At 36.0% G+C, this 20,540-nt stretch carries 15 protein-coding genes and 1 pseudogene; 7 read left to right on the forward strand and 9 right to left on the reverse strand.

Annotated elements, in window-relative coordinates; all coding sequences use genetic code 11:
- Positions 1 to 26: 26 nt before the first annotated feature.
- The gene (locus tag T323_RS0121265; protein WP_026675080.1) at positions 27 to 1,775 is read left to right on the forward strand and encodes a glycoside hydrolase family 13 protein; all 1,749 of its coding nucleotides are present in this window, start codon (positions 27 to 29) and stop codon (positions 1,773 to 1,775) included.
- 23 nt (positions 1,776 to 1,798) lie between these two features.
- Positions 1,799 to 3,472, forward strand: coding sequence for a glycoside hydrolase family 13 protein (locus T323_RS0121270; RefSeq protein ID WP_026675081.1), 1,674 nt, complete (start codon positions 1,799 to 1,801; stop codon positions 3,470 to 3,472).
- A 46-nt stretch (positions 3,473 to 3,518) separates the two neighbouring features.
- On the opposite strand, the gene T323_RS0121275 is transcribed toward T323_RS0121270, so the two are convergent.
- Positions 3,519 to 4,334 (reverse strand): GNAT family N-acetyltransferase, encoded by an 816-nt coding sequence (locus T323_RS0121275; protein ID WP_026675082.1) that lies wholly within the window; start codon positions 4,332 to 4,334, stop codon positions 3,519 to 3,521.
- A 42-nt stretch (positions 4,335 to 4,376) separates the two neighbouring features.
- Entirely contained in the window at positions 4,377 to 5,270 is an 894-nt protein-coding gene (locus T323_RS0121280; protein WP_026675083.1) for a phosphatase PAP2 family protein, read from the reverse strand.
- Between the two features lie 269 nt (positions 5,271 to 5,539).
- Here T323_RS0121280 and T323_RS0121285 point away from each other — a divergent pair, with 269 nt between their 5' ends.
- From T323_RS0121285 to T323_RS0121300, 4 genes are all read left to right on the forward strand, one after another.
- Positions 5,540 to 7,132, forward strand: coding sequence for an ATP-binding protein (locus T323_RS0121285; protein ID WP_026675084.1), 1,593 nt, complete (start codon positions 5,540 to 5,542; stop codon positions 7,130 to 7,132).
- A 397-nt stretch (positions 7,133 to 7,529) separates the two neighbouring features.
- A complete protein-coding gene (locus tag T323_RS0121290; protein ID WP_026675085.1) occupies positions 7,530 to 7,916 on the forward strand; it encodes a GntR family transcriptional regulator in 387 nt (128 codons plus the stop codon).
- Entirely contained in the window at positions 7,913 to 8,815 is a 903-nt protein-coding gene (locus T323_RS0121295) for an ABC transporter ATP-binding protein (protein ID WP_026675086.1), read from the forward strand. The genes T323_RS0121290 and T323_RS0121295 overlap by 4 nt, the downstream gene beginning before the upstream one ends.
- Positions 8,790 to 10,745, forward strand: a complete 1,956-nt coding sequence (locus T323_RS0121300; protein WP_026675087.1) for a DUF6449 domain-containing protein — start codon at positions 8,790 to 8,792, stop codon at positions 10,743 to 10,745. The genes T323_RS0121295 and T323_RS0121300 overlap by 26 nt, the downstream gene beginning before the upstream one ends.
- A 51-nt stretch (positions 10,746 to 10,796) precedes the next feature.
- Here T323_RS0121300 and T323_RS0121305 read toward each other — a convergent pair whose 3' ends face one another.
- Positions 10,797 to 11,861, reverse strand: a complete 1,065-nt coding sequence (locus T323_RS0121305) for a M42 family metallopeptidase (RefSeq protein WP_026675088.1) — start codon at positions 11,859 to 11,861, stop codon at positions 10,797 to 10,799.
- Between the two features lie 146 nt (positions 11,862 to 12,007).
- Here T323_RS0121305 and T323_RS0121310 point away from each other — a divergent pair, with 146 nt between their 5' ends.
- On the forward strand, positions 12,008 to 13,585 hold the full coding sequence (locus tag T323_RS0121310) for a bifunctional metallophosphatase/5'-nucleotidase (RefSeq protein ID WP_026675089.1): 1,578 nt from the start codon (positions 12,008 to 12,010) through the stop codon (positions 13,583 to 13,585).
- 52 nt (positions 13,586 to 13,637) lie between these two features.
- Here the strand turns inward: T323_RS0121310 and add are convergent, their stop codons facing one another.
- From add to T323_RS28165, 6 genes and pseudogenes are all read right to left on the reverse strand, one after another.
- Positions 13,638 to 14,663, reverse strand: coding sequence for an adenosine deaminase (gene add / locus T323_RS0121315; protein ID WP_026675090.1), 1,026 nt, complete (start codon positions 14,661 to 14,663; stop codon positions 13,638 to 13,640).
- 75 nt (positions 14,664 to 14,738) lie between these two features.
- Complete coding sequence (locus T323_RS0121320; RefSeq protein ID WP_035179581.1) at positions 14,739 to 15,992, reverse strand: M20 family metallo-hydrolase; 1,254 nt, start codon at positions 15,990 to 15,992, stop codon at positions 14,739 to 14,741.
- 524 nt (positions 15,993 to 16,516) lie between these two features.
- Positions 16,517 to 17,986, reverse strand: a complete 1,470-nt coding sequence (gene putP, locus T323_RS0121325) for a sodium/proline symporter PutP (RefSeq protein WP_026675092.1) — start codon at positions 17,984 to 17,986, stop codon at positions 16,517 to 16,519.
- A 418-nt stretch (positions 17,987 to 18,404) separates the two neighbouring features.
- Positions 18,405 to 18,980 (reverse strand): annotated as a pseudogene (locus T323_RS27355) (peptide-methionine (S)-S-oxide reductase); the annotation flags it as partial.
- A gap of 62 nt (positions 18,981 to 19,042) precedes the next feature.
- Positions 19,043 to 20,137 carry a nitric oxide synthase oxygenase gene (locus tag T323_RS0121340; protein ID WP_026675093.1) on the reverse strand — a complete coding sequence of 365 codons (1,095 nt, stop codon included), beginning with the start codon at positions 20,135 to 20,137 and terminating at the stop codon, positions 19,043 to 19,045.
- 114 nt (positions 20,138 to 20,251) lie between these two features.
- Entirely contained in the window at positions 20,252 to 20,458 is a 207-nt protein-coding gene (locus T323_RS28165; RefSeq protein ID WP_156942508.1) for a hypothetical protein, read from the reverse strand.
- Between the last annotated feature and the right edge of the window lie 82 nt (positions 20,459 to 20,540).

Below are 20,540 nucleotides of genomic sequence, written 5' to 3' on the forward strand. Positions count from 1 at the left end.
ACTACATTATAAAAGGAGTGAGTTTCTTGAATAAAGAAGCCATCTATCACCGTCCTAAAAACGAATATGCCTATGCATACAATGAAAAAACATTACATATTCGTTTACGCACTAAAAAACATGATGTAAAAACTGTCGACCTACTTTTTGCTGATCCGTTTGATTTTAATGTAGAAAAGCAAAAGTGGGAGTTAGCTGAAATCCCCATCAAAAAGCACGGTTCAGATGAACTATATGACTATTGGTTATGTGAAGTGTCCCCTCCTTTTCGGCGTTTACGCTATGGGTTTAGATTAACAGATGCAACTGAAACCCTTATCCTTACTGAAAAAGGATTTTTTAGTGACCCGCCATCAGATTCTGGATTTTATTTTGCTTTTCCTTTCCTCAACCATATTGATATTTTCCAAGCTCCTTCTTGGGTTAAAGATACCATTTGGTACCAAATTTTCCCGGAACGTTTTGCAAATGGAGATGCTTCCATCAATCCAAACAACACACTTGAGTGGGGAAGCAGTAAACCAACCTCTTCTTCTTTTTTTGGTGGAGACTTTCAAGGGATTATCGAGCACCTCGATCATTTAGTTGATTTAGGAATTAGCGGAATTTACTTCACCCCTATTTTCCTAGCACCTTCTAATCACAAATATGACACGGTTGATTACATGGAAATTGACCCTCAGTTCGGAGACAAAGAAACATTCAAAAAGCTAGTAGATGCTTGCCATGAAAAAGGGATAAAAGTCATGTTAGATGCTGTATTTAATCATAGTGGTTTTTATTTCGAACCCTTCCAAGATGTCTTAGAGCATGGAGAACAATCTAAATATCGGGATTGGTTCCATATTCATAGTTTTCCAGTTCAAACAAAACCAAGGGCAAACTATGATACATTTGCTTTTGTTCCACAAATGCCAAAATTGAATACTGAACATCCGGAAGTAAAAGAATATTTACTACGCGTTGCAGCGTATTGGATTGAAGAATTTAATATTGATGGCTGGCGGTTAGATGTAGCAAATGAAGTTGACCATGCGTTTTGGAGAGAATTTCGAAAAGCCGTGAAAGCTATTAAACCGGACTTATATATATTAGGAGAGATTTGGCATGATGCACTGCCATGGTTACAAGGAGACCAATTTGATGCTGTCATGAACTATCCTTTTACAACGGCAATTACAGAATATATCGCCAAGGAAAATTTAACAGCAACACAATTTTCCCACCACATTACAAAGGTTATTAATCAATACCCGAATAATGTGAATGAAGTTGCCTTTAACCTTCTCGGAAGCCATGATACAGCAAGAATCTTAACATTAAGTGGCGGAAACAAAAACAAAGTAAAATTACAAAAAGTCGTTCAATTTTCCTTACCAGGAACACCTTGTATTTACTATGGTGATGAAATTGGGATGAGCGGGGAAACCGATCCTGGTTGTCGGGAATGTATGATTTGGGAGAAAGACCGCCAAGATGGTGATATGTTCCATTTTGTCAAAAAGCTTATATCATTACGAAAAACTTATCGGTTTACCGAATCTCCAATGTTCCTCTATACAAATGACGAAGAAAACAGCATTGTGTATCGACAACAGGTTAAACAAGGAGACATTCTATTTTTCTTAAATGCTAGCGCTAACCAACAAAAGATTCCTGTTCCTTTAGATTATCAGGAAAAACAAGGAGAAGATATTTGGAACAATGCAACGGTATCGCCATCAGGCGTTATTGATGCCCTTCCTTACAGCTTTACATGTATTAAATATTCATAAGAAAATGGTAGGAGTGAATGAAAATGGAAAAACGTTATTGGTGGAAAGAAAGTGTTGTATATCAAATCTATCCACGAAGTTTTATGGATAGTAATGGAGATGGGATTGGAGATTTAAACGGAATCATATCTAAATTAGATTATTTACAAGAGTTAGGAATAGACGTTGTCTGGTTATCTCCCGTTTATGAATCACCAAATGATGATAATGGATACGACATTAGTAATTACCAAGCCATTATGGATGAATTCGGAACAATGGAAGATTGGGAGCGTTTGCTTGAGGAAATGCATAACCGTGGGATTAAATTAATTATGGACCTTGTCGTCAATCATAGTTCAGATGAACATGCTTGGTTTGTAGAGTCTAGAAAATCAAAAGAGAATAAGTATCGCGACTATTATATTTGGCGAGATGGAAAAGACGGGAAAGAACCGAACAATTGGTCATCTTTTTTCAGTGGTTCAGCATGGCAATTCGATGAAGCAACTGAACAGTATTTTCTCCACTTGTTTTCAAAAAAACAACCCGATTTAAACTGGGAAAACCCTCAACTTCGAAAAGAAGTTTATGACATGATGACATGGTGGCTTGAGAAAGGAATTGACGGCTTCCGCATGGATGTCATTAACATGATTTCAAAAGAAAAAGGGTTACCTGATGCTCCTTCTGTCCCTGGTGAACAGTATAGCTCTGGCCATGAGTTTTTTATGAACGGTCCACGAATTCATGAATTTTTGCAAGAAATGAACAAAGAAGTATTATCAAAATACGATATTCTCACAGTCGGAGAAACACCTGGTGTCTCACCAGAAGATGCTGTTCTATATACAGCAGAAGACCGAAATGAAGTGAATACGCTCTTTCAATTTGAACATATGGATTTAGATTCTGGTAATGGAAAGTGGGATGTAAAACCATTACAATTAGCAGACTTAAAATGGAGTTTATCACGTTGGCAAAAAGGGTTAGAAAATCAAGGTTGGAACAGCTTATATTGGAATAACCATGACCAACCACGAATTGTATCAAGGTTTGGAAATGACAAAGAGTACCGGAACAAATCGGCTAAAATGCTAGGAACTCTACTTCATATGATGAAAGGTACTCCTTATATTTATCAAGGTGAAGAAATCGGGATGACTAATGTTAAATTTTCTGACATCTCCGCTTATAAAGATATTGAAACCATTAATATGTACAATGAAAAACTGGAAGCTGGTGTAGACAAAGACGTTATCATGAATAGTATTTATATAAAAGGACGCGACAATGCTAGAACACCAATGCAATGGGATGATAGTGAACATAGTGGATTTACAACAGGAACACCGTGGATAAACATTAACCCAAATTATACTGAGATTAATGTCAAACAAGCTCTCGAAGATAAAGATTCTGTTTTTTATTATTATAAAAAACTTATTCACACGCGAAAATCAAATGACATCATCATTTATGGTTCTTATGATATATGGCAAGAGGACCATTCGCAAGTGTTCGCATATACTCGGTCTTTCAAAGAACAAACATTGTTTGTAGCTTGTAATTTTTATGGTGATACAACAACAATTACCATCCCCGACATTTTTGCAAATGAACAACGACAAATTCTTATTACAAATGATGATGAAGAACAGCTTAATGGCACCAAATTAACATTAAAGCCATATGAGGCAAAAGTATATTTAGTATAACTTCAATTTATCTACTAAAAAAGCGAGTAAGTCATAACATTTTGACTTACTCGTTCTCTTTGTCTTTCGATTCTTTTTTATAAAACGTATAGACAGGATAAGATACCTCTTTTTTAAACCCTAGTTTCATTGCTAAACGGTGAGAAGCTTCATTATGATTTGTCGTTTCCCATAAAGGTTCTAATCCCCGTTCTAACTCATATTCAATCACAAGTGTTGCTGCAATAGAGGCATATCCTTTACCTCTGTCTTCTTCTTGAAATGTATCAACGTCAATAAAAAAGTAATTCTCGTATTCAAAGCCGTTATTTTTACAAATCGTAACCGTATTTTTTCCTTTTTTTATTCTCGCTCCAATTTTCGTTTTTTGTAAATAATGCGAGTAAGCGGAAACGGCATATTTCTTTGGTAGCAAAGGAAAACGTTCAATGTGAATAGATAGGTTGTCTTTTGCTGCTAACTTAGATTTCATTTGATAAAATTCCTGTTTATCCAATGTATATGTTGACTCATAATGCTTTTTTGCATGATAACGGCGATGTGGTACGAGAAACTCCTTTTCCCATTCTTTTTTATTACTGGCATACACTTCAAAACGATCAATATCTTCACCAACGAAAGCTAATATCCTTTCCATATTAAAAAGAAGTCTTCCTTCTAACTCCATAGGAATCGTCCCTTCAATATACACCCAACGATTAATAGCAATGACGACCACCGTTGTTGGTCTATGAACATTGTCAACAAACACACGACCTGGGTATTCTCCATTCAATACTGTCATCGCTGGTATATAGTATATCTTTCCTTCAAAAAACGAAGTGACTTGAAAAAAGCGCTCACGATGTAATTCTACTAACATAAGGTGCTCTCCTTACGTATATTTAGTATTAAACCTACTAAGCTATTGGGGATTCCCTGTTTCTTTGGTTGAATTTTTATATAGTCCAAACAATATAAACAAATAAGGTGCTCCTAACAACCCCCATAGTCCTATGATGACATAACGAATAAAATCCCACATTAGAAGGGGCGGAAAAAGTACCTTTAGTCCTCCTTGCAATACAAAAATACCAATAATCCCTATAGCGTAAACAACTATTTTCCTCCAAAGAACTGGAGAAATTTCCATATTAACGAATGACTTTTCAAGTAAATAGCCGATGCCTGCTCCTAATAAAAATGCACTGTATTTAATCCCTTCATCGTGCGGGAACACAAACATTAGAACTAACGGAACGAGCGTGACAATCCCCCACTTCATCGTTGATGTTGTAGCTGACATCCATTGTTGTAGTTGAAAAGATAACAAAATGATCCCTAAACCGATGAGTACCCCACTTATAACATCGATTGGCCAATGGAGACCAGAATATAAACGCGAACATGAAACAAGAAAGATGAGAATACAAGCAAATATCGTGAAATTTCTCTGTTTCACCATATACGCTAGATACCCCCACAAAGTCGTCGAACCTTGAGCATGTCCACTTGGAAATGAATCATGAGGATAATGACTTCCTACTTGAGCAGATTCTACAAATATAGACGAAATCCCTTCTGAACCGATCGGTCTTGTTACCGCAATATTTACTTTCAGAAAGGCATTGCTGTACATAGATAGTAAGAAAATATAAAAAAGACGAAACCCCATCTGTTTAGAAACACACCAATAAATCAAAGGTAAAATTAAAAAATAAAATTCTTCATTTCCAAAAAAGGTGAGTATACTTGCGATAAAATCTAAAAATGGATGTTGCCATTTTGTAAACCAGATTAATATATCAATTTGATTCATAATTCCTCCTATTGCTCCACACGCATGTTAACTTTAGACTATATCTATGTATCGTTTCGTATTATTTTTACTATTAAGAGTTGTTGATTGATTATTGAAATAGTATCATAAAACGTATATTCAAAATAGTAGATTTCAAAAAACTTAATAAACTCTTGAAAACTTACAAATTCAACTAAATTTACTAGACCATAGTCATAGCTTACACTATAGTATAAAATAGTATATAACATCTTCGAAATAACATGTTAGGAGGGAATCTGTCTTATATGAAGAACGAGCCTTGGTATATTACATATTCGAAACATACTTGTGAACATACGTATCGTCTGAACCGAGAACATATTCCTTCATTATCCTCTGTTTACTCTGAAGACGAGCTTAAACAATTACGGCAACAATTTGAGGAAGTAATTATAGTTACGAAGCACTTTATAAAAAAACAAATCAGTTATATGGATGGAATACCTACTTTGATTTTAATATCGAATGAAGACGGTACAATCATTGACCTTTATGGTGATGAGCAAATGAAAGAAGCCCTCGGCATCGTTGTAGGGACTAGCTGCTCAGAAGAACGTTTAGGTACAACTTCGATTAGTCTTTGCCTAAAACACAAACATTCGATTCAAATTAAAGGGGAAGAGCATTTTTACCCACATTTCTATGAATATAGCTCCACTACTTCCGCTTTTCATATTATGAGTCAAAACGAGTCTTATTTAGATGGAACGATAACAATGATAACGAAAAAAGAGCATAGTAACACCCTTCATCTTGGCCTGTTATCTTCTTCTGTTGATTCAATTGAACGAGAGCTTGCCTTATATACACAGCATAAAAAGCTACTAGAATTTAATCAAAATATGATTAATTCAAATCGTAACGGAATTATTATTACAGATGAAAACGGAATAATCTCATCTATTAATGATAGTGCCACCAATATATTTAATTTAACCAACAATGACTTAAATGGACAACCAATTTCAGCAATCCAGTTAATTGGTGACTATTTTCAAACAGTTCTGCAAGAAGTAAAGAAATTGGAGAACATCGAAATCACCTTTTCAGCAAACAAGCAAACGTCTTATTTCATAGCGGATATTGCCCCGATTTTTGATTTAAATAACAAATTAATTGGTGCCTTAGGGCAATTTCATGATTTTACCGAGCGGCATCATTTAGAACAACAAGTCATCGTAAATGAAAAATTTTCTGCTATCGGTAAATTAAGTGCTGGCTTAGCACATGAGATTCGAAACCCTCTTACACCAATTATGGGTTTTATCGACATCTTAAAGAAACAACATCATGATGTTCAAACAAGCTGGTATTACGATATTATTCATGATGAATTACATCGGATTAAACATTTAGTCGATACTTTTGTCATTACTGCAAAATCGGAAGCACCATCAAAACGGCAAATTAACATCGTTGAATTAATACACCAAACCGTAAACTTAATGGAAAGTGAAGGGAATTTAAAAAATGTTCAATTTGATTTAACTGCAATCCCAAATGAGGACATTTTACTTTATGTAGACCCTAGTCAATTGAAACAAGTTTTTATTAATTTATTTCAAAATGCGATGGATGTTATGACTAACGGAGGGCTCATTTCGCTTAGTACAGCCATGACAAACAAAGAAATAAATATAAATATTGAAGATAATGGGACCGGTATGTCAAATGAAGAACTTCAGCAATTGTTCACACCTTTTTTCACAACAAAAGAAGAGGGAATTGGCTTAGGGCTTTCCGTTTGTTATCGGATTATTAAAAATCACAAAGGAACTATTACAGTCCAATCTACGAAAGGCATCGGTACGACGTTTACAATCACATTACCACTATAAAATAGTAAAGAACTTTTCAAGAATGACCACTTAAAAAGTAATGAATACGCTTTTTTAGTGGTTTTTTGTTTTTCAATTTATACGGACATACGTTCCGTTATTATAACAAATTGACGAGATTTTCTTATTGGTTCGGACATGTGTTCCGTTATTTGCCGATTGGAGTAAGAAATGAGACTAAAAAATAGGGAATAGCGGAACTGATGTCCGAACGTAAAGGTGCCTGCCTCTTTCTAATGAAGTAGAGTCTCCTAAATGACAAAAATTGAGTGACTGACCAAATAAACGCTATGCTTCATTTGATGCCACAAAAATTGCTAGACAAATACGATTGGCATTGATACAATACGAACTGTATTAATAAGCTTAATACAGTTCGAACTAAAGGGGGAGGGGCATGTTTGAGCTTGATAACCGAAGTCGAAGCCCTATATACGAACAAATTATTGAAAAAATTAAAAACTTAATTATGAACCAAGTATTACGCCCAGACGAAAAATTACCTTCTGTTCGAATGCTTTCCAATCAAATTACAGTGAACCCCAATACGATACAAAAAGCTTATCGCGAACTAGAACGCCAAGGGTATTTATATTCCGTTATTGGTAAAGGCTATTTTGTCGTTTCTCTCGATATTATGCCTAATGAAGATAAACGAAACGAAGTCGAAGCTGAACTGTTGAAGCTTTTAACAGAAGCAGTTTTTCTAGGCTTAACAAAAGAAGAACTTCTACAACTTTATGCCAAAGCAAAACAGGTAACTGAAGGAGGCGAATCCTTATGATTGAAATCAACCAGTTATCCAAAACGTTTGATTATGAAAAAGCTGTAAACGATTTGGATTTACATGTAGCAAAAGGTTCTATATATGGGTTATTAGGTTCTAATGGAGCCGGGAAAACAACATTACTAAAAATGATTGCTGGAATATATAAGCCCGACCACGGAACGATATTTATTAACGGTGAACGAAACTTTGAAAATATGAAAGTAAAACAAAAGACCATTTTCATTCCAGATGTTCCTTACTTTTTACCACAGTCGACGGTTCATCAGATGGCTCACTATTATCGTCATTTTTACCCCCATTGGAATGAATCAAGATACATTCGCTTACAAGAAGTGTTTGGAATTGATCCTAAACGAAAAATCCAACGATTATCTAAAGGAATGAAGCGACAAGTTGCTTTTTGGCTTGCATTATCTACCATGCCTGACCTTATCATTTTAGATGAGCCGATTGATGGATTAGATTCTGTCATGCGACAAAAAATTAAAAATCTCCTCTTTCAAGATGTAGCAGAACGTGAAATGACCATCCTCATCTCCTCTCACAATTTACGAGAGATTGAAGATATTTGTGACCATGTCGGGATTATGCATCAAGGAAAACTTCTCATTGAAAAAGACGTCGATGATTTAAAAGCAGATACACATAAAATTCAAATTGTTTTACAAACGAAAGAGCAAGAAGAACTCATTGAAAACAAGCTGAATGTGCTTCACAAAGAAAAACGGGGAAGTGTAATTTTATACGTTGTAAAAGGTCATGAAGATGAAATTACCTCGTATATCGAACAATTTGGTCCAACGGTTTTTGATTTATTACCACTTACACTTGAGGAAATCTTCATTTATGAAATGGGAGGTGTTGGTTATGAGTTCAAAAACATCCTTCTTTAATAAAGGAATATTGTTACAAGATTTAAAACAACATGGCTGGATCGGGATTGTTTTTCTCATTGGCTTGCTTTACTCTAATCCGCTTCAGCTATTGATGGCTGTATCCAATCAATATTACCCGTATACGTATGTAACGAACTTATTTTTAGAAGCTTCAGAATGGCAATCACTCTTTTTATTTATAATGCCTGCTTTAGCTGCGATTTTTTTATTTCGATACATACATGTTAAAGATTCAGCTGATATGATTCATAGTTTACCTATTACAAGATTTACGTTATTAGCGAATCATCTATTATCAGGGGTTATTTTATTACTCTTACCAATTTGGATAACAGGTGTTATTGCTTGGTTTGTGACACAATCCCATCAACTTTATCATTTCGTGACAATAGGTGACCTTTTTCAATGGCTTCTCTTGTATTCCTTACTTGCTTTATTTCTATTTGCTTTTACAACGACAGTTGGGATGTTTACAGGGTTATCTGTTGCCCAAGGAATTTTAACTTACATTCTTTTATTTTTACCAATTGGACTTTTTCAACTCGTTGTCTATCAGTTAGAACTTTTATTATATGGATTTTCCAATCTTCACATTTCTTCGTGGATTGAAAAATTATCTCCATTAACTCGTCTATATGCTTATATTTATATGCCTTATACCTTGATAGAAATCATTACCTATGTTTTTGTCACAATAGCCTTATTTGTTTTATCTAATATTCTTTATAAATACCGTCATATTGAAAAAGCGTCTGAACCGATTACTTTTTCCATATTAAAGCCCATTTTTAAGTATGGGGTTACTTTCTGTTCGATGCTTGTCATCGGCAGTCATTTTGCAAGTATGCAAAGCAATCAAGTAGGATGGGTTATTTTTGGATATGGTACAGGATCGATAATTGGGTACCTCATTGCCTCAATGGTATTGAAAAAAAGCTGGCGAGTGTTTGACCGAGGTATTATTAAAGGGTTTGGTATATATACGAGTATTATTTTAGCATTACTTCTTGTAGTGAAATTTGACTTAATTGGTTTTGAAGATCGAGTACCTTCTCTGGATTCAATCGAAAGCGTCTATTTTAATCAAAATTCTTATTTAGTAAGCGTGAACTTTGAAGGAAACTCTACACGAGAAGTGCCATTTATTAATGATAAAGAGCTTATTCAGTTGGTAAGAAAGCTTCATCAAGACATCGTTGAAACAAAACCTGAAGAAATTACGGAATCCCATTGGCGAAACACTCCCATTACTTTTACTTATCAATTAATAAACGGGCAAAAGGTGTCAAGACGATATCAAATTCCTGTGCAGCACATTGACACACACTTAAAAGAAATTCTTGAATCTGATGTGTATAAGCAACATTATTTTTCACTTGCAGAACTTCAAACATCACAATTAAGTAAAATTCGGATCTATTCTTACCATCCCATTTCAAAGCAAGGAAAAGTATTTACATCTGAAGAAGAAATCTCTGAATTTCTTTCGGTTATAAAGCAGGATATAAATGCTCTTACGTATGAAGACATGATGTCATGGAATAGCTGGGGGTATATTTCTATTGAAATGGATAATAACGACTATATTGACCTTGAATGGAATAAAGCTTTCCAATATATTGATTTATGGTTAGCAGAAAAAGGAGTTTTAGAGGACATTCGTATTGTACCTTCTGATATTGAATTAATGGAGATTATTACACCAACAGAAATAACAGAAGAAACATATTACACCCACCAATTGTTATCGGGTGAATATGATTATAAAATTCTTTTATCAAGTCAAAACATGCAAGAAATTGAAGAAGCGTTAACTTCCTATGAAGATACAGAACATGGGCTATATCACGTCCGTTTTTTCACAAAAAACGGTGCAGAATTTTATGGGACTTTCCCTAAAGATAAGCTCCCTTCATTTCTACAGTAATATACAAACCAGCCATGTCAGAATGTCTCTCTACATGGCTGGTTACTGTTTTTAGATAAATGAAAATGAACTATTCTCGTCTAACACACGAATGAACGTTTCAAGCAATTGTAATGTGGAGTCCAAATCATTTTTATCTATCACTTCTACTGGTGAGTGGGCATAACGTGATGGAATCGAGAGAACGCCTGTTGCAATTCCTTTATTTGCTAAACTTACAGCTCCACCATCTGTCCCGATACCAGGAAACACTTCTTGTTGATATGGAACCTTATGTAGTTTTGCTAAATTTACGAGCTTTTCTTTAACTGTTGGATGAGCGATTAAACTAAAGTCAATCACTTTAATCCCTGTCCCATTTCCTAAAGCTAATGTTTGATCCATTGTTTCTTCAGGCGTATCACTCACTGCTGTCGTGTCAATGGCAATCGCCACATCCGCCTCTATTCCATTTGTCGCCACTTGCGCTCCTCGTAATCCTACTTCTTCTTGAACAGTAAAAATAGCAATCAGCTCACCGCAGAACTCACCATCTTGTAAGTTTTCTAACAAGCTCAAAATGATGGCACATCCTGCTCGGTCATCAAACCCTTTTCCTACAAAACGTCCTGTTGAAGAGTTTCCTAGATAATCAATGGATGGCGCCCATGTAATTGGGTTACCTATTTCGACTCCTAACTCAAGCGCATGTTCTTTCGTTTTAGCGCCGATATCAATATATAATTGGCGGTGATTTCGAACTTTACTCGCATCATCAAATTTAGCATAATGTGCTGACATTGTACCGATTACGCCTGTAAGTAACTCAGATGACGTACGAATTTGAACTTTTTGAGCCAATAGTATTCTATCGTCATGCCCTCCTAATTTCTCAAAACGGAGAAGACCATTATCTTCGATTTTTTTTACGATAAAGCCGATTTCATCCATATGTGCCGTAACCATTATTGTAGGACCAGGCTTATGCCCTTTTTTCTTGGCGATAACATTGCCTAAACTATCGACTTGAAGCTGGTCAACTTTATCTTTCACTTTATCTTTAATCCACTTTGACACAGGCTGCTCATAACCGCATGGCCCATGTAAAGAAGTTAAATCTTTTAATAAATCATACATGTCTTTTCTTCCTCTCTCACTAAAAGTTACTATTTATTATATCGAAAGAGAACTCATCCTCCAAATTTACTGATTATTAAACGCTTTTCCTACTAGTTTTGGTATACTATACAAGAGATTCACTATTAACAAAGGTGGTAAAAGCGATGCCAACGGAAAAAAAAGTAAACATTGTTCTATTAGAAACGAGTGATATTCATGGGAATGTGCTTCCGATTAACTATGGGACAAATGAAAAAGCGGAGCTAGGGTTAGCCAAAGTAGCTACCGTCATCCAAACTGAACGTAAGAAAAATGAACATGTTATTGTTATTGATAATGGCGACTTAATTCAAGGAACCCCTCTTACATATCATTATGTGAAATTTTTAAATGAGCTGGAAAACCCCATGGTAAAATTATTAAATCATCTTCAATATGATGGATTTATCATTGGTAATCATGAATTTAATTACGGATTATCTCCCCTTGAAAAAGCCTTTGAAACATCGACATTTCCATGGCTAAGTGCAAATATTATTAATGAGAACAACAATAAACCAACATTCGGCAATCCATATTTCATTAAAGATATCGGGTCGATTAAAGTGGCTGTGTTAGGGATAACCACTCACTATATCCCGAATTGGGAAGACCCCCAACATATTCAAGGGCTCAAATTTGCAGATGCATTTGAAACGACGAAACAGTGGGTGAACTATATTCATGAGCATGAAAAACCAGATGTGATGGTTGTTTCTTATCACGGTGGATTCGAACGGGATTTAGAAACAGGCGAACCTACAGAAAATTTAACAGGAGAAAATCAAGGGTATGCTATTTGTAAACAAATTGATGGTATTGATGTATTACTTACTGGTCATCAACATCGAAGGATCGCAAAAACGATTAACGATGTTACCGTAATCCAGCCGAGTGTAAATGGCGAAGTCGTCGGGAAAGTCACGATCGAATTAATTCAAGAACAAGACGCATGGAAAATTCAAAATAAAAAAGCGGATCTTCTTCCCGTTGAACATGTCTCACCAAATGAAGAAGTACTTGACATTATTCATGAGTATGAATCGAAAACACAAACATGGCTCGATCAAGCCATTGGAACGATTCAAGGAGATATGACGATAACAGATGTATTTGAAGCACGATTACAAGACCATCCATTCGTTGAGTTTATAAATAAAGTTCAAATGGACGCTGCTGGTGTCGACATTTCCAATACAGCTCTTTTTAATAACAATGCAACCGGATTTCAGTCTCATGTTACGATGCGTGATATTGTTTCAAACTACATTTATCCGAATACATTAAAAGTACTCCGACTCACAGGTCAAGATATTAAAGATGCCCTTGAGCGTTCTGCCTCTTATTTTCAATTAAATCATAATGGGGAAATAGAAGTTAACCCTGCTTTTACAACGCCAAAACCACAACATTATAATTATGATATGTGGGAAGGAATTGAATACGTGTTAGATATTTCAAGACCTATAGGAGAGCGAGTAACTTTATTACAATACAACAATAATGAGTTGGATTTAACAGAGTCCTTTGATGTTGTCATGAATAACTACCGTGCAAGTGGTGGCGGCGACTATACAATGTTTCAAAATAAACCTGTCATAAAGGATATACCGATTGATATGTCTGAATTACTCGCAAGTTATTTTCTCTCACATAAAACGATACGTGCTTGTTCCAACGGAAACTGGAAAGTCATTTGGTAGAAGGTAAAAAGTGAAGTATAAAAGGAATGATTCCTTTTCATACTTCACTTTTTTATGTCTGTTCATTTTTTAGTTTAGACTCAAATCTTTCTCGTAGCTTTTGTTTTTCTACTTCAGGTAAAAATGCGGCCTCTATCCCATTTCGTAATAAGGAAAGCACATCGTCCAAACTTAACTGAAAGTATTCAATTAATGTCAAAAACTCTTTTGTCAATGTTGTATTTGAAACTGTTAAATTATCAGTATTAATTGTAAGTGTAAATCCCATATCATAATACTCCTTAAAAGGATAGCTTTCCCAACTATCACATGCTTTCGTTTGAATATTACTAATCGGGCACATCTCTAGTGGAATCTTTTTATCAATAAGTAAGTCCACAATGTCCTTATCCTCCCTTGCACGAACACCGTGTCCAATTCGAACAGCACCTAGTTGTGTAATCGCATCATAAATGCTATCAGGGCCTGCCGCTTCTCCAGCATGTATCGTAACTGGAATCTCTTTCTCGTTCGCTACGGCAAATACTTCTTGATGAAGATGTGTTGGAAAATTCCCTTCATCTCCAGCTAAATCTACAGCCACTAACCCTTTATGTAAAAAAGAAGAAGCTGCATGAATCACGGCAATATTCTCAGCGACACTATGATGTCGCAAACATGAAGCAATCACCCTCGCTTTCACACCAAATGTTGATTCTCCACGTTGTAAACCTTTGATGACCGCAGAAATGACTTGTTCTAAGCGTAAGCCCTCTCTCGTATGAAGTATTGGTCCAAACCGAACCTCAATATAAATACAATTGTCTAAAGAAGCTTGTTCCACCACTTCAAACGCTATTCGTTCTAACGCTTCTTCTGTTTGCATCATCGGTAGGACTAAATCAAACGTTTTTAAATAGTCTTTTAACTGCCCTGTTTTTGTGACTTGCATATAAGGCAGTAATTCTGTTTCAGTTTCTGCCGGTAAGATGACTCCCTTTTGTTTCGCCAATTCGATTAGTGTATTTGGTTTAACACTTCCATCTAAATGTAGATGAAGATCAACTTTAGGCAAACTTTTTATGACACTAGCATTCATGTTATAACCCTTCTTTCTACTTGAACATAAAACGACAATTGTATAAAGAATATCATGTACGAGCTTTTTATGCATCTAAAATCTATTTTTTACATACGCTAATGTTGTCTCTAACAATAAGGCTACCCCTTTTGTAATATCTGTAATCTCAGCCCATTCATGTTCATTATGACTCCCTCCATCATAACACCGAACAAAGAGTAACCCGACATCTGTTATTTCACTCATGACCATAGCATCATGCGCTGCCCCGCTTATCATCAAAGGCGGTGATAGCTTCAATTTCGCTCCCGCCTTTTCCATCGTATCGATCACATGCTCAGCACAATCAATCGGGTCTTCATGCAAATGCTCTTTTATTTCAGTAGTTAAGCCCCTTTTATTACAAACTTTCATAACCATCTCTTTGATTTCCTCAATCTTTTCGGTGCGGGAATCAGAATCAATATCACGTATATCTACCGTAAATTCAACAGACTCTGGTATAACATTGGCGACCCCAGGTTTTGCTTTTATGGATCCAACAGTTCCGACTATTGGGGTATCCTCTCCAAAACAAATGGTCTCGATATTCAAAATCATTTCTGCCGCCCCAGCCATTGGGTCTCTTCGAAGGGACATGGGCACAGTTCCGGCATGCCCAGAATCACCATGAACTTCGACTGTTAACCATACTGGTCCTGCCAAGCCTACTACAATTCCAACAGGCTTATTTTGTGATTCTAAATAGGGACCTTGTTCAATATGCATTTCTAAAAACACTTTCAACTCACCTTTTTTGCGAATATCATGATGAATGAAATTAGGCTGTAAACCAAATGCTTCTAATGCTGAATATCGATTTGTACCATGCGTATCTTTAGTATATAACTCTTCTTTCTTCACCTTCCCAACCATCCCTCGACTTCCAAATAAAGCCCCCTTAAACCTTGCCCCCTCCTCATCTGAAAACACAATAACCTCCAAAGGGTGACTTATTTCAATTCCCTCATCATGAATGACTTGGGCTACTTCGATTCCACCAATCACACCAATTGTTCCATCAAAAAAACCTCCATTTGGAATCGTATCAAGGTGAGAACCGATTGCAACTGCTGGTCTGTCATTGTAAATCGATTCCTTTCGTCCAATCACGTTTCCATAGTTATCAATTCTTACGTGTAACCCAGCTTGCTTCATCCATTTAATAATTAATAATTGAGCTAGTCGATCTTCTTTCGTTAATGCTTTTCTTGTCACCCCACCATTTTTATGTTTCCCAATATTGGATAGCTCCATAATTCGTTCAGAAATACGTTGGCTATTAATCTGGCTTTTTTGTTTTAACATAATAGCACCCTTCCTACTTCTTCATTCTCTTTCCTCAAATTTTATCGGAATTTTACTTACTTATTAGAAAGTTAGAAAGATAATCTCTCATACAAAAGTGAGAAAGAACAAATTCAAGGTTTGGACACGCGAATAAATAGTATGTACAAACAATAATGGTTTTCGAATAATGTATATACACGCTTTGATACTTACGAGGCAACTCTATTTTTGCGGCTACAGGAGTGCTTATTCACGCAAAAGCCACTCTATTCCAAGCGATATATTATGATTAACTGCTCCTATGTCCACGAACTTTTCAAAACGGTAGCCATGTTCACAGATAAAGGTTTTCATGACCGCTTACTTAAGATAAACAACAAAAATGCGGGAGCGTCATTTCGTTTCAAGCGAAGTGCGGAGCCTTCGCTATTCTAGAATAAGCTTTCAAAGCTTCACTGCTAATCCAAATTTTTTATACTTCCTTATCTTTTAAAAAAAGACGTCACAAAAGTTTCCTTTTGGACGCCTCATACATTCATATGTTATTTGCTTATTTGGGTAATGACTTCGTCAAACTCTTGCTGAATTTCTTCTGATGGTTTTGTCCCTAATATACTAAACAACGAGACAGCGAGCGTAGAAAGAATGAATCCTGGAACAATTTCATACATTTCAAACAAACCACCGTCAATATTTGCCCAAATGATGACGGTCAACCCGCCTGTTATCATCCCTGCCAATGCTCCGTTTCTTGTCATCCCTCTCCAAAATAACGATAAAATAATCACTGGACCAAATGCTGCACCAAATCCTGCCCATGCATACCCGACCAAGTCTAATACCGTATTTTCTGGGTTATACGCCATGATGACAGCAATAAGCGCAATAACAAGGACTCCAATTCTTCCAACTTTCACTAGTTCATTTTCACTCGCTGACTTTCTAAAAATTGATTTATAAAAATCTTCCGCTAACGCACTTGAAGATACGAGTAACTGAGAATCTATCGTACTCATAATAGCCGATAATATCGCCGCTAGCAAAAATCCAGCTACCCAAGGGTCAAACAATATTTGTGTAAATGCGATAAAGACTGTTTCTTCAGCCCCTTCTGCTAAAGGAGCACTAGCAAAAAATGCAATTCCGGCAAAACCTACAAATAAAGCCCCTAATAAGGTAAGTACCATCCATGTCATCCCAATAAAACGTGCTTTCGGGATTTCATGGACTGATTTAACAGCCATAAACCTTGTCAGAATATGAGGTTGACCAAAATATCCTAACCCCCAAGCAACTAAAGAAATAACCCCAATTAACGTAACCCCTGAATATACATCAAGAAAATTAGGATTAATGTTTCCGACAGCATTTATTGTCTCACTAAAGCCACCTAGGTGGGAGATAGCAACGATCGGAACAATAATTAAAGCTAAAAACATTAAAATACCTTGGAAAAAATCAGTCCAACTAACAGCTAAAAATCCGCCTAAAAATGTATACGAGATAATAACAATGGCGCCTATCCATAACGCATTCGTATAAGAAAGTCCAAATGATGCTTCAAATAATAACGCACCGCCAACTAAACCTGCAGAAGTATAAAAAGCAAAAAATACTAAAATAACAATAGCTGAAATCACTCTTAACATTTTCGAACGGTCTTTAAACCGATTTTCTAAATAACTTGGAATCGTAATAGAATTCCCTGCCACTTCTGTGTATGTTCGCAATCGTTTTGCAACAAATTGCCAGTTAATATAAGCACCGACGGCTAAACCAACTGAAATCCAAACCGCCTCCATCCCAGCGACATAAGCATAACCAGGTAATCCAAGTAATAACCAACTACTCATATCTGATGCACCAGCACTTAATGCCGCAACACTACCGTTTAATTTCCTTCCCCCGAGAATATAATCTGATAAGTTATTAGTTAAATTATAAAAGACTAAACCAATGACTAGCATCCCAACAAGATAGACGATAAATGTAATTAACGTAGTTTGTTCCAAAACTATTCCCCCTTATGTCGAATCATTGAAATAAAACTAAACAAAACAATGAGTGTCATTGGAACAAAAAGCCAAAACAACGTTGCTCCTGTTAACGTATAATCCATGTTTTGTCCCCCTTTTTTCTTTTTTTCTACTAGCCTTAATCTATTAGTTATGTTCTTTCTAAGAAGAATATGTCACTGGAAATATTCTCCTTGGCAAGATAGCTATTATATCATATGAAAACCTTTCCAACGTTATTTTAAACTTACTACTATAAGAAAAACGCGGAGCGTCTTTTCTTATAGTAGTAAAATTTTTAGACTTTCTTATCTTTCAAAGAAAAAGTGAGACTCTAAGTGCCTAAACACGAGGAGACTCACCTTTCTGTCGAAGTTGATTTACATAATATTTCATTCGGATTCTATTTTCATTGTTACCATTTTAACTTGTGTATTATTTCAATGATGTTCGTTTTTTCTTTTTGTCCGATTGGCCACCGCTCAATTTCATTTTTAATCGAAGCCAGTGTTCCGAATCCTTTAACAAATCCATTTAAACGGGCGACAACAGTCGCATCTCGAAAGTACTCTTCTGTTGGATACAATGCTGCTAATTGTTCTGTTGCTTTTTTATATTTTTTTAAATGATATTTTTGATGTTTCGTTTCAGCAAAAGTAAAAAAAGTGAGCGGCGCAATTTCTGTTTCTATAAGCATGTTCTTTTTTGCTTCCCACTCTTTTTTCTTTTCTAGCATTGTCTGTTTTTGTTGTTCATTCTCATACAGCAATAAAGAAATATACTGTCTTCCTTTATATCCCTCACGATTCGGATTATGATTGGCCCAAAACGGGTCAAGAAGAGAGGCTAACGAAATCTCTTCCTCATTAAAATGTACTTGAACCGTTTCTGTATGGTCTCCCATCATGCGATACGTAGGATTTAATGATGTCCCGCCTGCATACCCTACAGCTGTTTTTTGTATGCCTTGAAAATGCCCGAACCGAGCATCAACACCCCAAAATCATCCCATGCCAAATGTGAACCGTTCCATTACGTTCACCTCTCTCCCTACTATGATTTATGATATTTATTTTCTTGATAAAAAAAGTTTGGTGTGACAAGATCGTTTTTATATTCCTGATGAAAAATATGTGTTGTTGCCGGTGACACTGGCGGAATTAACCATGTCCAATCCCCCGTGACATTTCTTCCTTTTGCCGTTTCTGCTTCCTGAAATCGTTTAAACTGATCCGCTGCCGTATGGTGGTCAACAATGCTAACACCAGCTTTTTTAAATGAATATAGGACAGCTACATTTAATTCAACTAATGCTTTATCTTTCCATAGCGTTGAATTTTTCGTTGTTTCTACACCAATAATTTTTGCAACTTCAGCTAATTTATTATAACGATCTTCATCGGCCAAATTTCTGGCTCCAATTTCAGTTCCCATATACCATCCATTAAAAGGGGCAGCTGTATACATAATACCGCCTATCTCTAGTTTCATATCTGAAATCATGGGCACCGCGTACCACTTCAAGTTTAACTTTCGAAACTCTTCGTATTCTGGATGCTCTATCCCTACTTCCAATACGAGGGCTTTTGGAACATCAAACCATACCGGTGGCTTGTCCTCTAGTTGAATAACGAGCGGTAAAATATCAAAAGGTGTCTGTCCCCCTCTCCAACCTAGCTCATGACAAACTGTCGTGAATTCAATCGAAGCAGGATCTCCTATAATGCCTGCACTTGTTTCATATCCAGCATATCGAATTAACTGATGATTCCATATTCGAACCTTTTCCTTTCCATTTTGCTTAGGCGCAAAAATTGTAATCGTTGGAATGAGCCTGCCTCCATTTGACGCATATTCAATATGTTCACATAATGCCTTATACACTTCTTCAGTAGTATTTGCATCTCTTGCATCAATGACATGCAAGGAATTCCAAAATAAACGACCAATACATTTATTACTATTTCTCCACGCCAGCTTTGCTCCATAATGTAATTCTTCTAATGTATGGGTATAAAATCCCTTCTTATTTATTTCCCATTTTATTTCATCAAGTCGAGCAGGAATTTTTTTTTCTAGCTGAAGCTCTTCATAACATAATTCTATAAATTGACTAGCTTCACTTAGTAACTGATTGTTTAAAACCAATGAGTTCACCTCAATACTATTTCTAGCCTCGCTAAAAGAAAAATAACCCTTTTTTTTAGCGATTTTTCATGAATCTAATTTTACTCTTTTCCTATTCGGAAGCAAAGAATGAGCTTAAAAACAGAAAAACTGAGTGAGGAAGCCCACCTCACTCAGTCCTTTTTTGTTTCCTGCAAATCTGAAAGCCTGTACTGTACTGTACTCTACTTCATGTACCCCTTTATAATACCCAGGATCCATTTCTCCTCCACAAGTTTCACAGGAAAACATTGGTTGTGTCATCGGATCGCCACCATCCATTAAATCAAAATCTCTTACCACATCAAAAGGTATCTTTTCCTTTTCATGACACACTAAACAAACATAGCTGATAGAAGCCTTCTATTGGACACTTCTCTCCAGG

The organism is Alkalihalobacillus bogoriensis ATCC BAA-922, assembly GCF_000621445.1.
Taxonomy (GTDB): domain Bacteria; phylum Bacillota; class Bacilli; order Bacillales; family Bacillaceae_F; genus Bacillus_AO; species Bacillus_AO bogoriense.

Excerpts from the sequence above, each read along its gene's own strand:
- T323_RS0121270 (WP_026675081.1), top strand. The coding sequence starts at position 1,799 with ATGGAAAAACGTTATTGGTGGAAAGAAAGTGTTGTATATCAAATCTAT.
- T323_RS0121275 (WP_026675082.1), bottom strand. The coding sequence starts at position 4,334 with ATGTTAGTAGAATTACATCGTGAGCGCTTTTTTCAAGTCACTTCGTTT.
- T323_RS0121280 (WP_026675083.1), bottom strand. The coding sequence starts at position 5,270 with ATGAATCAAATTGATATATTAATCTGGTTTACAAAATGGCAACATCCA.
- T323_RS0121285 (WP_026675084.1), top strand. The coding sequence starts at position 5,540 with ATGAAGAACGAGCCTTGGTATATTACATATTCGAAACATACTTGTGAA.
- T323_RS0121290 (WP_026675085.1), top strand. The coding sequence starts at position 7,530 with ATGTTTGAGCTTGATAACCGAAGTCGAAGCCCTATATACGAACAAATT.
- T323_RS0121295 (WP_026675086.1), top strand. The coding sequence starts at position 7,913 with ATGATTGAAATCAACCAGTTATCCAAAACGTTTGATTATGAAAAAGCT.
- T323_RS0121300 (WP_026675087.1), top strand. The coding sequence starts at position 8,790 with ATGAGTTCAAAAACATCCTTCTTTAATAAAGGAATATTGTTACAAGAT.
- T323_RS0121305 (WP_026675088.1), bottom strand. The coding sequence starts at position 11,861 with ATGTATGATTTATTAAAAGATTTAACTTCTTTACATGGGCCATGCGGT.
- T323_RS0121310 (WP_026675089.1), top strand. The coding sequence starts at position 12,008 with ATGCCAACGGAAAAAAAAGTAAACATTGTTCTATTAGAAACGAGTGAT.
- add (WP_026675090.1), bottom strand. The coding sequence starts at position 14,663 with ATGAATGCTAGTGTCATAAAAAGTTTGCCTAAAGTTGATCTTCATCTA.
- T323_RS0121320 (WP_035179581.1), bottom strand. The coding sequence starts at position 15,992 with ATGTTAAAACAAAAAAGCCAGATTAATAGCCAACGTATTTCTGAACGA.